We start from the raw sequence: 14,930 nt of genomic DNA, 5'->3' as shown, positions 1-14,930 counted from the left end.
GCAGGCAGGGTGGTCGGCCCTGTGGTCGCGAGAGGGGCGTCAGCCCTTGGTCGCGCCTGCCGTCATCCCGGCGACGAGGTGACGCTGGGCGAAGAGGAAGAAGATGGCCGCCGGGATGGCGATGAGGACCGAAGCGGCACTCATCGCACCCCAGTTGGAGGTGTACTGCGTGACGAAGGTCTGCAGGCCCCCGGCGAGGGTGAGGTGTTCGTCGCCGACCATGAAGGCGGAGGCGTACGCGACCTCGCCCCAGGCGGTGATGAACGAGTAGAAGCCGGTGACGGCGAGGCCGGGCTTGGCCAGCGGCAGGATCAGGCGCCAGAAGGTGCCGAAGGGGTTGAGTCCGTCGACGCGGCCGGATTCGTCGATCTCGACCGGGATGGTGTCGAAGAAGCCCTTCATCATCCAGGCGCAGAACGGCACGGCGATGGTGAGGTACGTGATGATCAGCCCGAGCGGCTGGTTGAGCAGTCCCAGCTGTCCCATGAGGTTGTAGAGCGGGACGATCAGGATGGCCATCGGGAACATCTGCGTGATGAGCAGGGTCCACATCAGCGGCTTCATGCCGGGGAACTTGAACCGGCTCACGGCGTACCCGGTCGTGGCGGCGATGAACACGCCGAGGACGGTGGTGATGCCGGCGACGAGCACGGAGTTGCCGAACCAGGTGAAGAAGGAGGTCGACTCCACCAGGTAGCGGTAGTTGTCGAGGGTCGGTTCCTTCACGAAGTCCGTGGAGATGGCGTGCTTCGCGGGCTTGATGGAGGTCAGCAGGACCCACAGCACCGGGAAGACGGCGATCACGGACGCCACGATCAGGGTGACGTGCAGTCCGGCGGAGGCGAGCGGGGAGCGCTCCCCCCTCTTGCGCACGCTCTGCTTGCTCGCGTCCGGCCTGCTCGCGCTCTGCTTGCTCGCGTCCGGCTTGCTCGCGGGAACGTCGGTCGTCGTCACGGTCACCACACCTCTCCCTGCTTGCGCAGCGAGCGCCGGTAGACCAGCGCGAAGATCATGAGCAGGGCGAGGATGAGCACGCCCCAGGTGGCGGAGCCCGCGAAATCGCGCGGGCTGGCCACGAAGGCCTCCCGGAACGCCTGGGTCACCAGGATCTCGGTGGAGTCGCCCGGTCCGCCCCGCGTCAGCAGGAAGATCACCGGGAACATGTTGAAGGTCCAGATGGTGGAGAGCAGGATCACCGTCATGCTCACCGACCGCAGCCCGGGCAGGGTGATGTGCCGGAACCGCTGCCAGGCCGTGGCCCCGTCCATCTCGGCGGCCTCGTACAGCTCACCGGGGATCGACTGCAGCCCGCCGAGCAGGGCGACCATCATGAAGGGGACGCCGAGCCAGACGTTGACGGCGACGACCGAGAACTTCGCCCACGTCGGGTCGTCGAGCCACGGGACCGCCGAGATGCCGCCCCCTTCGAGGATCTTGTTCAGGATGCCGCTGTCGCGGTTGAACAGGAACCGCCAGGCGAAGACGGAGACGAAGCCGGGAACGGCCCAGGGCAGGATGAGCGCCATCCGGTAGGCGGCGCGGCCCCGGAACTCCCGGTTGAGCATGTTGGCCAGGGCCAGTCCGAGCGTGAAGGTGATCGACACGCACAGGACGGTCCACACCACCGTCCACACCAGCCGCTGCAGGAACACCGGGTCGGCCAGGACGTCGGCGTAGTTGTCGAGGCCGACGAACTTGTACGTGGCCTCGATGTGGTTGGCGCCGATCGTACGGCCGACATTGCGCTCGTTGGCGTCGGTCAGCGACAGGTAGATGCCGCGGGCGAGCGGCCAGCCGATGATCACGCCGAGGACGAGCACCACCGGGGCGATCATGGCCCAGGCGTACCAGTGGGTGGCGAGGGCACGCCTGACGCCACCGTCGTTCCGGGCGGTTGCGGTGTCAGTCCTGCGGCTCCGGCCGCGGGCCGCGACGGGGTCTTCCCCGTCGCCGCCCGCGGCCTTCGCCACCGACTGGCTGGTGTGAGCAGCCATCGTCTTGTCTACTTCCAGCCCTTGAGGATCTTGCGGAACTCGACGCCGGCCGACTTGGCCGCGTCCTCCGGGCTCGAGGCCCCCGTGATCGCCTTGGTGTATTCGACCTTCAGCGGCTCGAAGAGGGAGCCGTTCTCCGGGATCCAGGCGCGCTCGACGGCCTTGTCCACGGCCGGCTTGAAGAACTGGACCATCTCGCTGGACTTGACGTCCGGCTGCTCGTAGGCGGCGGTCCGGGTCGGGAGCAGGCTGAGCTCCTTGGTGGACTGCACCTGCACGTCCTGCGAGGTCATGTACTCGACGAAGGCGTGCGCGGCGGCGCGGTTCTTGGAACCGGCGTAGACGGCGAGGTCGTGGCCGCCCTGCGGGGCACCCGCCTTGACGGAGCCGGCCGGTACGGCGGCGACGCCGAGGTTGGCCTTGTCCTTGAACTGGTCGCCGGCGTAGGTGTCGGCGACGGCCCACGGACCGTTGATCATCATCGCGGCTTCGCCCGACTTGAAGGCGGTCTGCATGTTGGTCCAGCCGTCGGTGGCGTTGGTGATCGCCGCACCCGAGGTGACCAGGTCGCGGGCGGTCTTGAACGCCTTGACGCCCGCCGGGTTGTCGACGGTGACCGTCTTGTTCTTCGCGTCGACGAGGTCGCCGCCCTCGCCGTAGATGAGCGGGAGGAACCAGTACGAGTCGTCGCCGCGCAGGTACAGGCCGGCCTTGCCGCTCTTCGCCTTGATCGCGGCGGCGGCGGTCTTCAGCTCCTCCAGGGTCTTGGGGGGCTGAACGCCGGCGTCGGCGAGCATCTTCTTGTTGTAGAAGAGGCCGAGGGTGTCGATGACCTGCGGGACTGCGTAGGTCTTGCCCTCGAACTTGCCGCTGGCCGCGGCCTGCGGCAGGAACTCGGCGTCGACCTTCTTCGCCGTCTCGGCCGGGACCTCGTCGAGGTAGCCGAGCGAGGCGAAGTCCGCGACCCAGCCGACGTCGGCACGGATCACGTCGGGGGCTTCGGAACCGCTGCTGAAGGCGTTCTTGACCTTGTTCTGCGCGTCGCCGTACGGGACGTTGACGTACTTGACGGTGACCTTCGGGTGCTTCGCGGTGAACGCCTCGGCGATCTTCTGGAAGCTGGCCTTCTCGGCGTCGTTCGAGGTGTCCCACCACGTGACCGTGCCGGAAAGCTCGCCGCCTGCCTTGGTCTCGCCGGCCGCACCCTTGTCGTCCCCACCGCAAGCCGTCGCCGCGAGCGCCAGGGTCGCGACCAGCGCGGTGGCCGCTATGCCACGCCGCATATGAACTCCTTCGATGATCCCGGCCGCGCCCTCGCGGTCCCGAGTTGCAGGGAACGTAACAAGCCTGAAAGCCGTCCGAAAGAGCTTGCGGCAATTTTCTGCAAGCTGGGCCGATCGTTACAACCGTGTGTCCTGACGGTTGCCGCCGCTTGCTGGTTGTTCGAACTTCCTTCGGGGCATCAGGCCCGCAACCAGGGGGCATGTGCGCGCGTTGACCCCTATATGACCCATGAGCTGACCGCCTCCCGGCTTGCAAGCGCTTCCAGCAAGGTCACCGCAAGCGGCGGCTGGTGGCGCGATGCCGTCATCTATCAGGTGTACGTACGGTCCTTCGCGGACAGCGACGGCGACGGCGTCGGCGACCTCCAGGGGGTGCGCGCGCGCCTGCCCCACCTGGCCCGGCTCGGGGTCGACGCCGTGTGGCTCACCCCCTTCTACGTCTCCCCGCAGGCCGACGGCGGCTACGACGTCGCCGACTACCGGGCCGTCGACCCCCTCTTCGGCGACCTCTCCGACGCCGACGAGCTCGTGCGGGCCGCCCACGCGCTCGGCCTGCGGGTCATCGTGGACGTCGTGCCCAACCACACCTCCGACCGGCACGCCTGGTTCCGCGAGGCCCTCGCCCACCCCGCGTCCGAGGCCCGGACCCGCTACCACTTCCGCCCCGGCCGCGGCCCCGGCGGGGAGCGCCCGCCCAACGACTGGGAGTCCGTCTTCGGCGGACCCGCCTGGACCCGGACCCCCGACGGCGCCTGGTACCTGCACCTCTTCGCGCCCGAGCAGCCCGACCTGAACTGGGAGCACCCCGAGGTCGCGGAGGAGTTCGCCTCCGTCCTGCGCTTCTGGCTCGACCTCGGCGTCGACGGGTTCCGCATCGACGTCGCGCACGGCATGGTCAAGGCCCCCGGCCTGCCCGACATCGGCCGCGGCGCCCAGGCCACCCTGATCGGGACCGAGCCGCTCCCCTTCTTCGACCAGGACGGGGTCCACGCGATCCACCGCTCCTGGCGGCGGCTCCTCGACTCCTACGAGGGCCCGCGCATCGGCGTCGCGGAGGCCTGGGCGCCGACCTCCGAGCGGCTCGCCCTGTACGTCCGCCCCGACGAGCTGCACCAGGCCTTCAATTTCCGCTTCCTGAACTGTCCGTGGGACACCCGCGCGATGCGGACCGTCATCGACGAGTCCCTGGCCGCCACCGCCTCCGTCGGAGCCCCGACCACCTGGGTGCTGTCCAACCACGACGTCGTACGCCATGTCACGCGGTACGGGGGCGGCGCCCAGGGTCTGTCCCGCGCCCGGGCCGCCGCGCTGCTGATGCTCGCGCTCCCCGGGTCCGCGTACGTCTACCAGGGCGAGGAGCTCGGCCTGCCCGAGGTCGAAGACCTCCCGGACGCCGTGCGCCAGGACCCCGCCTTCCTGCGCTCCGCCGGGCAGGACGGGCTGCGCGACGGCTGCCGGATCCCGCTGCCCTGGTCCGGCGAGCTGCCCCCGTACGGATTCGGGCCGGCCGGCAGCTGGCTCCCGCAGCCCGCCGACTGGGCCCCGCTCAGCGTCGCCGCCCAGACCGGCGACCCCCACTCCACCCTGGAGCTGTACCGCGCCGCCCTGGAGCTGCGCCGCGCGCTGCCCGGCCTCGGCGCCCCCGACGCGGCCCCCCTGACCTGGCTTCCTGCGCCCGAGGGCGTGCTCCACTTCACCCGGCCCGGATTCGCCTGCACCCTCAACAGCCGCTCCGAGCCGCTCGAACTGGCCTCGCCGGGGCGGCCCGTACTCTCCAGCGCACCGGTGGAGACGGACGGCCGGACCGTACTGCTGCCGGCCGATGCGTGCACGTGGTGGGCGTTGTGAGCCGGGGACCGGTACAGTCCAATCCCGTGACCGCACGGCTAGCCGACATCGCAGCCCAGGCGGGGGTCAGCGAAGCCACAGTCAGCCGCGTGCTCAACGGCAAGCCCGGTGTGGCCGCGGGCACCCGTGAATCGGTGCTGGCCGCGCTCGACGTGCTCGGCTACGAGCGTCCCGTCAAGCTGCGTCAGCGCAGCGCGGGGCTCGTCGGCCTGATAACCCCCGAGCTGGACAACCCCATCTTCCCGGCGCTCGCGCAGGTCATCGGCCAGGCCCTGACCCGCCAGGGGTACACCCCGGTGCTGGCCACGCAGACGCCCGGCGGGTCCACTGAGGACGAGCTCACCGAGATGCTGGTCGACCGCGGGGTCTCCGGCATCATCTTCGTCTCCGGGCTGCACGCCGACACCACGGCCGACATGGGCCGCTACGACCAACTCCGCGGGCAGGGCGTCCCGTACGTCCTCATCAACGGGTTCTCCGACAAGGTGCAGGCCCCCTTCGTCTCCCCCGACGACCGCGCCGCGATGCAGCTCGCCGTGACCCACCTGACCGCGCTCGGGCACACCCGGATCGGGCTCGCGGTCGGGCCCAAGCGGTTCGTGCCCGTGCTGCGCAAGATCGAGGGCTTCCGGCTCGGGATGAAGGAGCGGCTCGGTCTCGACGAGGCCGAGGTCGAGGAACTCGTCCAGCACTCGCTGTACTCGCTGGAGGGCGGGCAGGCAGCGGCGGCCGCGCTCATCGCGCGCGGCTGCACCGCCATCGTGTGCGCCAGCGACATGATGGCGCTCGGGGCGATCCGGGCGGCCCGGCAGCAGGGTCTGCGCGTGCCGCAGGACGTCTCCGTCGTCGGCTTCGACGACTCCCCCCTCATAGCGTTCACCGATCCGCCGCTCACCACCATCCGGCAGCCGGTGCAGGCCATGGGGCAGGCCGCGGTCCGCACCCTGCTGGAGGAGATCGGCGGTACGCCGGCCCCGCACAGCGAGTTCGTCTTCCTGCCCGAGCTGGTGGTCCGCGGGTCCACCGCCTCCGGTCCGCAGCAACGCAGGGGATCCTCTACTCCCCAGGGCTGAGCCGCTGCGCCGCAGACCGTCCCGAGGGATGATCGAAGGCGAGAAGGCATCTGGCAGACTCTTTCCCCATGGGTGAATCGAGCGTGAAGACACTGGAAACCCGGACGGAAGCCTTGTCACCCCACGTGACCGAGAGTGATTCCCGTCCGGGGGTTCAGCGCGCTCTCCTGCCCCGGTTGCGCGCTCCGCGCCGGCCGCGGATCTGGTTCGAGATCCTGCTCATCGGGGTCAGTTACTGGACCTACTCGCTCATCCGCAACGCGGTGCCGGAGCAGAAGGCGGACGCCCTCGCGAACGCCGACTGGCTGTGGGACCTCGAACGCACCCTCGGCATCGCGGTGGAGCAGTCGGTCAACCACGCCGTCAACTCGGTGACGTGGCTGATCGTCGGCATGAACTACTACTACGCCACGCTCCATTTCGTCGTGACCATCGGCGTCCTGGTGTGGATCTACCGGTTCCATCCGGGGCGCTACGCGGCCACGCGCATGGTCCTCTTCGCCACCACGGGCGTGGCCCTGCTCGGGTACTACTTCTACCCGCTCGCGCCGCCGCGGCTGATGAACGGCGGGCACTTCGTCGACACCGTGCTGGTCCACCACACCTGGGGCTCGATGGCCTCCGGCAACCTCAAGCACATGTCGAACCAGTACGCGGCCATGCCCTCGATGCACATAGGGTGGTCGCTCTGGTGCGGGCTGACGATCTTCGCTGTCGCCTCCGCCCCGTGGGCCCGGATCCTGGGCCTGCTCTACCCGGTGGCCACCCTCGTGGTCATCGTGGCCACCGCCAACCACTTCTGGCTGGACGCCGCGGGCGGCATGCTCTGCCTCGCGTTCGGCTACACGGTCTCGCGCGGCTGGTACGGCTCGCTGCCGCACCGGCTGCCGCGCGAGCCCGAGGAGACGGGACCGCATCCGGCGACGTCCGCCCTGCTGAACCGGTTCCGCAAGGCCTAGAGGTCGTCGTTCAGACCTCCCCGTACGTGATCCGGCCGCCCGACATCGTGAGCCGGATCGGGGCCTGCGCCAGCTCGTCCGGGGCGGTCTCCACGGGGTCGAGGACGAAGGCCGTCAGGTCCGCCCGGAAGCCGGCCGCGATCCGGCCGGCCACCCGCTGCTCCCCCGCCGCGAGCGCCGCGTGCGAGGTCATGCCCTCCAGTGCCATCAACCCGGTCAGGGCGGGCCCCGCGGCGGCCGCGCCCAGCGGGCTGCGGGCGACGGCCAGGACCCTGCGGGCGTCGTGGTGGGCGATGGGCCAGTCCGAGCCCAACGCCAGCACGGCCCCCGCGTCGCGCAGGTCCCGGCAGCGCCAGGCCCTTCCCGCCCGGTCCGGGCCCAGCCGCTTCGACCACTCGTCGCTGTGGTCGGCCCGGGTGTAGGCGGTGTGCGGCGGCTGCATCGAGGCGATCACCCCGAGCTCCGCGAAGCGCTTCAGCTGGTCGTCGGGGACGGTCTCGATGTGCTCGATCCGGTGCCGCGTCCGGGCCTGGGCGCCCAGCGAGGCCACCGTGTCCAGGACGTGGCGGACCGCCGCGTCGCCGATGGCGTGGGTCGCGGTGCGCACCCCGGCCGCGTCGAGGGTCCGTACGGCCGCCGAGTACGCCTGGGGATCGGGCCAGAAGGCGTCGGTGCCCCGGCCGTGGCAGTCGGCGTGCTCCAGCCAGGCGGTGCCGCCCTCGACGGTGCCGTCCATGAAGAACTTGACCCCGCCGACCTGCCAGTGGCGGCCGTGCACGCCCTGGAGTGCGATGAGCTCCGCCAGCTCCTCGGGCGTGGTGCCCGGCATGCACCAGGGCGCCAGGTTCAGCCGCAGCGGCAGGTCGTCCTCGTACTCGATGCCGGCGAGCAGGGCCGGTACGTCACCGTCGCCCAGATCCATGACGTGGGCCCCGGTGAGGCCGGTGGCGGCCATCTCCCCGAGCAGGGCGGTGAGCCGGGTGCGCCGCTCGGCGGCCGGGGGCTTCGGGGCGAGGGCGCTGACCAGGGCCATCGCCGCGTGCTCGATGAGGTGGCCGGTGGGGCGGCCGTCCGGACCGCAGACGATCTCCGAGCGCTGGTCGAAGGTGCGCGGGCCGGTGATGCCCGCGGCGGCCAGGGCCGCGCCGGAGGCGAGGGCGGAGTGGCCGTCGTACAGGCGCAGGAAGGCGGGGGCGCCGGCCAGGGCCTCCTCGATCAGTGCCGTGTCCACGGGGCGGCCGCCGAAGGCGTTGTGGTCGAGGCCGTGGCCGAGGACCCAGCCGGCCGGGCGCGGGGCGGTGCGCAGGGCGGCCCGGAGCTGGTCGAGGTCGCGGACGGCCGAGAGGTCGGTCCCGGTGGCCATCTCGATGCCCCAGACGGGGTGGCTGTGGGCGTCGGTCAGGCCGGGGGTGAGGGTCGCGCCGCCGAGGTCGACCACCTCGGTGGCGGGGCCGCGCCAGTCGCGCACGTCGGCCACGTCGCCGACGGCGAGGATCTCGCCGCCGCGGACGGCTACCGCGCGGGCCTCGGGGCGGCCGGGGTCGAGGGTGCGGACGCGGGCTCCGGTGAGGACGGTGTCGGCAGCGGGCACGGCTGTTCTCCTTCGGGTACGTCGGTTGCGGGCTCGGCGGCGAACCGGGCGTAGGTCTCGCTGCGGCGGGTCTTCAGGTGCTGCGCGAGCGCGAGCCCGGCCAGGAACACTGCGGGGACGAGGGCGACGAGGACGGTGTTCACGGTGGTGGAGGCCATGGTGAACAGGCCCACCCGGGAGACGACGAGGCAGATCGCGACGGCCAGCAGCACGGCGGCGGCCAGGGGCGCGACCAGGGTCCGCCAGGGGCCCTCGGTGTGCGCGGTGCCCCGGAAGTAGACGGGTACGGCGATCGCGGCGAGCAGCATCAGCGCCATGAGCCCGATCATGCCGGGCGTGTTCACCCAGAGCAGCAGCTGCTGGTACGGGTCGGCCCCGGCCAGCGCGAAGGCGAGGACGATCACCGCACCGAGGGCGGTCTGGGCGAGCCCGGCGAGGTACGGGGAGCGGTGGCGCGGGTGGACCCTGCCGAGGGCCGCGGGCAGGACGCCCTCCTCGGCGAGGGCGAGCGCGTAGCGGTTGATGGCGTTGTGGAAGGCCAGGAGGGAGGCGATGACGCTGGTGACGATGAACAGGTGCATGAGGTCGGCCGCCCAGGGGCCGACGTACGTGGTGATCGCCGCGAAGAACAGGCCGCCGGGGTCCGCGGCGGCGGCCGCCATGACCTCCTCGGCGCCGAAGGCCTGGATGACGGTCCAGACGATGAAGGCGTAGAAGAGGCCGAGGAAGGCGACGGCGATGTAGGTGGCGCGCGGGATGGTCCGGTCGGGGTCGCGGGCCTCGCGGCGGTAGATGACGGTGGACTCGAAGCCGGTGAACGCGGCGAAGGCGAAGGCCAGGACGGCGGCGGTGCCGGGGACGAGGACCGCACCGGGGGCGAAGGAGCCGATGGAGAGTCCGTGGGCGCCGCCCTTGAGGAGGACTCCGGCGGCGAGCAGGACGAGTATCCCGGTCTCGGCGACGAGCAGGACGCCGAGCAGCTTGGCGCCGAAGTCGATGGAGCGGAAGCCGCCGTACCAGATGAGGGCGAGGCCGGCGAGGGAGACGGGGAGCCAGGGGACGTCGAGGCCGCCGAGGGCGTGGGCGGTGTCGGCGGTGGTGGTGCCGAGGAGGCCGTAGACCCCGATCTCCATGCCGTTGTAGCCGACGAGGGCGAGCAGGGCGGCGCCGATGCCGACGCGCTTGCCGAGGCCGCGGGTGATGTACGCGTAGAAGGCGCCGCCGCTGCGGACGTGGCGGCTCATGGTGGTGAACCCGACGGCGAAGACGGCGAGGGTGAGCCCGGCGAGGAGGTATCCGGCGGGGGCGCCGATCCCGCCGAGCAGGATCGCGACGGGGGCCACCCCGGCCATGACGGTGAGGGGGGCGGCGGCGGAGACGACGAAGAAGGAGATGTCGGCGGTGCCGAGCGCCGCGCGGCGCAGGGCGGGTCTGTCGGTCGGCGGTTCCGGCGTTTCGGGCATGCGGCAGTGCACCCTTCGGGGAGACCAAAACCTAAAGGCTTTAGGTTTGCGGCAATGTAGCCTCCGGTTTTGGCGTACGGGAAGACCTCACGGTGGGAGAAACCGATGGCACGGCCGCGCACCCCCCTCCTCGACCGGGAGCGGATCGCCGCGACCGCCCTGCAACTGGTCGCGGAGCAAGGCGAGTTCAGCGTTCCGCAGATCGCCCGGGCGCTCGGCGTGCAGACCGGGTCGGTGTACCACCACGTGGACGGCCGGGCGGGGGTGGTGGAGCTGGTGCGGGAGCTCGTGTGCGACCGGATCGCGGGCGAGACGCTGGACCTGGAGCCGTGGGACCGGGCCCTGGAGGCCTGGGCGCGCTCGTACCGGGCCGCCTTCGCGGCCTCGCCGCGGGCCATCCCGCTGCTGATGACCACGCCGGTGCGGGCCCCGAGGGTGCTGGCGCAGTACGAACGCGCGGTCGGCATGCTGCTGGCGGCGGGGTTCACCCGCGACGGGGTGATGCCGCTGTTGACGGCGCTGGAGAACCTGGTGCTGGGCTCGGCGCTGGACCTGACCGCCCCCGAGGCCATGTGGGAGCCGTCACCGGACACGCCGCTGCTCGCGGACGCCCTGACGGCCGTCGGCCCGGGCCGCGCGGACGCCGCCTTCGACCTGGGCCTGGCCGCGTTCCTGACGTACGCCCGCTCCCTGCGGGGCGAAGCGGCCTGAGGCCTGCGGCGCGAGGCCGGCGGGTGGGTGCCGCGTTCGCGGCATACGCCCGCACCGTGCGGGGCGCGTACGGGAGCGGTCAGCTGGTGCGCGCTCCGCGCGGGCCCAGCCATCGCCCCAGCACCCCGCGCCGGGCCTCGGGCGAGGGCTCCGGCACGAACTCCGGGGCCGCTGCCGGGCCGTCCGCACTGGCGCCGATCCGCGCCAACGCCTCGGCGAGGGTGCGGGCGTAGGCCTCGTCGGCCAGGATCCGGATGCTCTCGTACGGGTGGCTCAGCCGCTCCTCCGCCGCCAGGATCCGGCGCAGCAAGGGCGCCGCGGCGGCGGCCGGGGCGCCGAGCTCCCCGAGGCGGCGGACGGCTTCCCGGGTCGGCAGGGCCGGGTTCCCGGTCCAGTCCGGGTCCATTTCCGCCAGCAGCACCGGCACGGCGGGGTCCGGGTCCCCGGTGATCCGCCCGTACGCATGGGCTGCGGCGACGCGGGTCCAGGCGCCGGGCGATTCCATCAGGCCGCGCACGGTGTCCGCGTGGGCGGCGGCCAGAGGTCCGAGATCGGCGAGGAAGGGCAGGCCGTGGCTGGCGGTCCCGGACCGCACGGCCGCCCCGCACACGTCGAGGGCGAGCGCCGGGTCGCCGGTGGCCCTCCAGTGCGCCCAGGCGGCCAGCCGCGGATGGTGGCGGGCGGCCCGCGGGGCGCGGCCGGTGGCGAAGTCGGCCAGCCGGTCCGCCGCTCCCGCCGCCGCCGGGCCGATCCGGCCCAGAGCGCGCAGGGCGCCGTAGGCGTACGGGCCCTCCAGGTACGGGACCACCTCGGGTACGGCGGGCGCGGCGGCCGGGCCCCAGAGCGCGAGGAGTTCGAGGGCAGCGGTGCTCGCGTGGTACTTCGCCGGAGCCCGGCGCAGCACCGCCCGCATCGTCGGGAGCAGTTCCGCGGCGGGCAGCGCGGCCAGGTGCGAGACCCAGGGGACGTGGAACGGGACCCCTTCGCCCTCCGCGATGCGCCGGAGGGCGGGCAGCGCGCGGAGGTCCCCCGTACCGGCGAGGGCGACCGCGAGCTCCTCGACGTTCCCGAGCCGCGTGGCGAGGGCCCTGGCCAGCCGGTCGGCGTGCCCGGAGACGGCGGGGCCGGCCTGGGCCACCGCCTTGGCCGCGTCCCAGCTGCTGCCGAGGGGGTTGCAGGCCGCCCTGACCACGACCGTCCAGCACTCCGGATCCGGCCGCCGGTAGCGGACGACGGCCTTGACGGCCGGACCCGTGCTTCTCACGCGGCGGCGTAGGTGACGAACCCGTCCCAGGCGGCCGGGGCGACGGCCAGCCGGCCGCCGTCGGGCCGCTTGGAGTCCCGGACGAGGACGGTCCCGGGGGTACGGGCGACCTCGACGCACTCGGGCCCGTCGGCAGTGCTGTAGCTGCTCTTGGTCCAGGCGACTTCGACGCAGTCGTTGCTGTCGCTGGCGCTGTAGCTGCTCTTGACCCACATCAGTGCGGAAAGGCCGCTGCCCGAGGGCTTGATGCTCATGTCTCTCCCAGCGCTTTCTCGATGAACGTTCGTGACTCCCGTGGGCTGAGAGCCTGCGAACGGATAATCCCATACCGCAGTTCGAGGATTTGGATCTCCTTGGCGTCAGTGACCAGCCGACTGAGCAACTGCGCTTCGACGTAGCCCACCGTCGATCCGTCCATCAGCTTCAGTACCTGGATCTGACCTCCCATCCCGGCATGGTCCTCGCAGGCTGTCGGCATCACCTGAACCTCGACATTCCGCAAGGAACTGATGTCCAACAGATGCTCCAACTGCCTGCGCAACACGCCCTGTCCGCCGAGCCGCCGCTCCAGGACCACCTGCTCCAGTACGAAGGTCAGCGCAGGGGCAGGTTGGCGCTCAAACATGCGCTGGCGAGCCATACGCGCCGAGACGTGGCGCTCCACTTCGTCCGACGAGAAGGCCGGCCGTCGGATCTCGTACAGCGCCCGCGCATACTCCTCGGTCTGCAGCAGTCCGTGGAAGTTGTGGTTCCCGTAGGCGCCGAGCTCAACCGCTTGGGATTCCAACTTGGCAAGATCCCGAACCTTCTTGGGGTAACGGGCCTTTTCGACGTCCACCTTCATCGCGGCGATCTTCCCGCCCGCACCGAGAACCGCGTCCGCCTTGTCCAGGAACTCCGGGCGCGGAATGCGGATGCCGCTTTCGATCTTGCGGGTCAGGTCCGCCCCGTAGCCCATCCGTTCAGCGAAAGCGGATCGGTCAAGTCCGGCCGCTTCCCGCCACATTTTCAACTGGCGCCCCACCGCCGCGACGACCGCCCCGGATTCGTCCTCCGGGTCGAGTGCCCAGCTCGACTCGTCGGTACCCTCTGCGCTCACTGCCACCTCCGTTGGCCCGCAACTCCCTTCAGGCTATGCACGGATGCACACGTCGAGGCACGGGAATCGGAAAGTCCGATTTCGCCGGATCGAGGTTTCCACGCTCCGGTGGGGCGATAGCCGGTGACGCTCGACATCTAAAGACAAACAACCGGGGGAAATGACCTCTCCTCACCTCCCCCTCCCCTCTCACCCGGACGGGTGAATCACCCCAACCCGGCTGGCGCATATGCCAATCCGTCGGGCACGCTAACCCCCGACAACCCCATAAACGCAATTCGGCCCTCGTACGGGACGCCAATCCCGACCGAGGGCCTGACCAAGAGAAGGCAACGACCCTTCCATGGCTGACCAGCAGTTTAGCGCGCCCTCGCGCGCCTCGTCGGGCATCCGGCACATCAACCACGACCACCGCCGCGGCTACGTCAAGATCGGCAACCACCTCGCCCAGCACCGCGAGTTGAGCATGGGCGCGATCGGTCTGGCCACGCACATCCAGTCCCTCCCGCCGGGCGCGAAGGTCACCATCAAGGCCCTCGCCGAACGCTTCCCCGAGGGGGAAGTCCGCATCGCGGCCACCCTGCGCGAGCTGGAGGAACACGGCTACCTGGCCCGCTACCACGAGCGGCTCCCCACCGGCCGGATCGTGACCTGCACGGTCTCGTACAACAACCCGCCCGCGATGGCGGCAGCCGCTCGCGAGCGGCGCGCCGAGCCCACCGCGGCCGAGCGGAAGCCGGCTCCCGAACCGGACCCCGAACCGGAGGCGGACCCCGCCCCGGCCACCGTCTCCGAAACCGAGCTCCAGGCCCGCGAGCTGCTGGCCCGGCTGCGGCTGCGCGATCCCCGGCTCGTGCTGTCCGAGCGGGACACCGTACGACTGGCGCCCGCCGCGGCGGTGTGGCTGGAGCGCGGGCTGACCCCGAGCGCCGTCGCCGACGCCCTGACGCGGTCGCTGCCGATGACGGCCATCCACTCCCCGGCCGCGCTGCTCGCCCACCGCCTGCGGGAGCTCCTCCCGCCCCGGCTGCCCGACGCCGGCGCGGCACGCCCCGTACCGCCCGACCGCGAGATCCACCCGCTCCGCACCTGCGACGGCTGCGACCGCGCCTTCCGCTCCCCCGTCCCGGGCCGCTGCCGCGACTGCCCACCCGCGGACGCACACGCGGCGTAGCCGAGTGGCGGGGCCGCGCCCACAGGGGTGAACTGGTGGGGGAGGCACGTCATGCGTTACTCACCACTGTTTGCTTTGACAGGCCTCGCGCTCTCGGCCTCGCTCACCATCGGACCGGCAGCCGTCGCCGCGCAACCCCCGTCCGGCCAGGTCTCCGTCGCACCGACCGCGACCCTCTGCAAGCTGGACGGCACGGTCTGGGATTATTCCACGGGGCACGTCTCGACGAACCAGAAGGCCCGGGCCTACTGCGAGGGGCTGAGGCAGGGCGAGGCCCGTGGGGCGGACGACGGTCGGCAGTGCCGCCAGAAGAACTATCCGCTGTGGTGGCCCAACCCGAGCGACGTGCAGCAGTCCAGGGACCGCGGCTACAAGACCGGGTACGACAGGGCCTACCAGCGCGAATGGAACAACCACTCCTGCGCCAGCCAGCCGCAGCCCGAGCCCTACTACCCGCCGGTGCACTAGCCC

14 protein-coding genes are annotated in these 14,930 nt (G+C 71.6%); 6 read left to right on the top strand and 8 right to left on the bottom strand.

The genetic code is table 11. The features are described from left to right. Positions 1-39 precede the first annotated feature (39 nt). Genes K7B10_RS28060 through K7B10_RS28050 form a run of 3 tightly spaced genes read right to left on the bottom strand, consistent with a single transcriptional unit; the run spans position 40 to position 3,277 of the window. Positions 40-954: a sugar ABC transporter permease gene (locus tag K7B10_RS28060; RefSeq protein ID WP_372481472.1), complete on the bottom strand. Its 915-nt coding sequence runs from the start codon at positions 952-954 to the stop codon at positions 40-42. A gap of 2 nt (positions 955-956) precedes the next feature. Next, positions 957-1,994, bottom strand: coding sequence for a carbohydrate ABC transporter permease (locus tag K7B10_RS28055; RefSeq protein WP_229340227.1), 1,038 nt, complete (start codon positions 1,992-1,994; stop codon positions 957-959). A gap of 8 nt (positions 1,995-2,002) precedes the next feature. After that, positions 2,003-3,277 (bottom strand): extracellular solute-binding protein, encoded by a 1,275-nt coding sequence (locus tag K7B10_RS28050; RefSeq protein WP_229340225.1) that lies wholly within the window; start codon positions 3,275-3,277, stop codon positions 2,003-2,005. A 222-nt stretch (positions 3,278-3,499) separates the two neighbouring features. On the opposite strand from K7B10_RS28050, the gene K7B10_RS28045 reads away from it, so the two are divergent. The 3 genes from K7B10_RS28045 (at position 3,500) to K7B10_RS28035 (ending at position 7,157) form a co-directional block, all read left to right on the top strand. Continuing rightward, positions 3,500-5,125 carry a glycoside hydrolase family 13 protein gene (locus K7B10_RS28045; RefSeq protein WP_229340224.1) on the top strand — a complete coding sequence of 542 codons (1,626 nt, stop codon included), beginning with the start codon at positions 3,500-3,502 and terminating at the stop codon, positions 5,123-5,125. A 26-nt stretch (positions 5,126-5,151) separates the two neighbouring features. Next, on the top strand, positions 5,152-6,198 hold the full coding sequence (locus tag K7B10_RS28040) for a LacI family DNA-binding transcriptional regulator (protein WP_229340222.1): 1,047 nt from the start codon (positions 5,152-5,154) through the stop codon (positions 6,196-6,198). A gap of 68 nt (positions 6,199-6,266) precedes the next feature. Then, positions 6,267-7,157, top strand: coding sequence for a phosphatase PAP2 family protein (locus K7B10_RS28035; RefSeq protein WP_229340220.1), 891 nt, complete (start codon positions 6,267-6,269; stop codon positions 7,155-7,157). A gap of 10 nt (positions 7,158-7,167) precedes the next feature. Here K7B10_RS28035 and K7B10_RS28030 read toward each other — a convergent pair whose 3' ends face one another. Both K7B10_RS28030 and K7B10_RS28025 read right to left on the bottom strand, forming a co-directional pair. Then, positions 7,168-8,748 carry an amidohydrolase gene (locus tag K7B10_RS28030; protein ID WP_229340218.1) on the bottom strand — a complete coding sequence of 527 codons (1,581 nt, stop codon included), beginning with the start codon at positions 8,746-8,748 and terminating at the stop codon, positions 7,168-7,170. Continuing rightward, the gene (locus K7B10_RS28025; RefSeq protein ID WP_229340216.1) at positions 8,670-10,211 is read right to left on the bottom strand and encodes an APC family permease; all 1,542 of its coding nucleotides are present in this window, start codon (positions 10,209-10,211) and stop codon (positions 8,670-8,672) included. Before K7B10_RS28025 ends, K7B10_RS28030 begins: the two co-directional genes overlap by 79 nt. A gap of 105 nt (positions 10,212-10,316) precedes the next feature. On the opposite strand from K7B10_RS28025, the gene K7B10_RS28020 reads away from it, so the two are divergent. Continuing rightward, positions 10,317-10,922: a TetR/AcrR family transcriptional regulator gene (locus tag K7B10_RS28020; RefSeq protein WP_229340214.1), complete on the top strand. Its 606-nt coding sequence runs from the start codon at positions 10,317-10,319 to the stop codon at positions 10,920-10,922. 79 nt (positions 10,923-11,001) lie between these two features. On the opposite strand, the gene K7B10_RS28015 is transcribed toward K7B10_RS28020, so the two are convergent. Genes K7B10_RS28015 through K7B10_RS28005 form a run of 3 tightly spaced genes read right to left on the bottom strand, consistent with a single transcriptional unit; the run spans position 11,002 to position 13,285 of the window. After that, positions 11,002-12,186: a hypothetical protein gene (locus K7B10_RS28015; protein WP_229340213.1), complete on the bottom strand. Its 1,185-nt coding sequence runs from the start codon at positions 12,184-12,186 to the stop codon at positions 11,002-11,004. After that, positions 12,183-12,440 carry a DUF397 domain-containing protein gene (locus K7B10_RS28010; RefSeq protein WP_229340210.1) on the bottom strand — a complete coding sequence of 86 codons (258 nt, stop codon included), beginning with the start codon at positions 12,438-12,440 and terminating at the stop codon, positions 12,183-12,185. Before K7B10_RS28010 ends, K7B10_RS28015 begins: the two co-directional genes overlap by 4 nt. After that, a complete protein-coding gene (locus tag K7B10_RS28005; protein WP_229340208.1) occupies positions 12,437-13,285 on the bottom strand; it encodes a helix-turn-helix domain-containing protein in 849 nt (282 codons plus the stop codon). Before K7B10_RS28005 ends, K7B10_RS28010 begins: the two co-directional genes overlap by 4 nt. A 343-nt stretch (positions 13,286-13,628) precedes the next feature. Here K7B10_RS28005 and K7B10_RS28000 point away from each other — a divergent pair, with 343 nt between their 5' ends. Next, a complete protein-coding gene (locus K7B10_RS28000) occupies positions 13,629-14,459 on the top strand; it encodes a helix-turn-helix domain-containing protein (RefSeq protein ID WP_229340206.1) in 831 nt (276 codons plus the stop codon). Positions 14,460-14,534: 75 nt separating this feature from the next. Further along, complete coding sequence (locus K7B10_RS27995) at positions 14,535-14,927, top strand: hypothetical protein (RefSeq protein WP_229340205.1); 393 nt, start codon at positions 14,535-14,537, stop codon at positions 14,925-14,927. Positions 14,928-14,930: the final 3 nt, after the last annotated feature.

This window comes from Streptomyces flavotricini (genome assembly GCF_020639365.1).
Classification (GTDB): Bacteria; Actinomycetota; Actinomycetes; order Streptomycetales; family Streptomycetaceae; genus Streptomyces; species Streptomyces flavotricini.
Note: the sequence above shows the minus strand (reverse complement) of the source record. Positions and strands in the feature narration are given on the sequence as shown.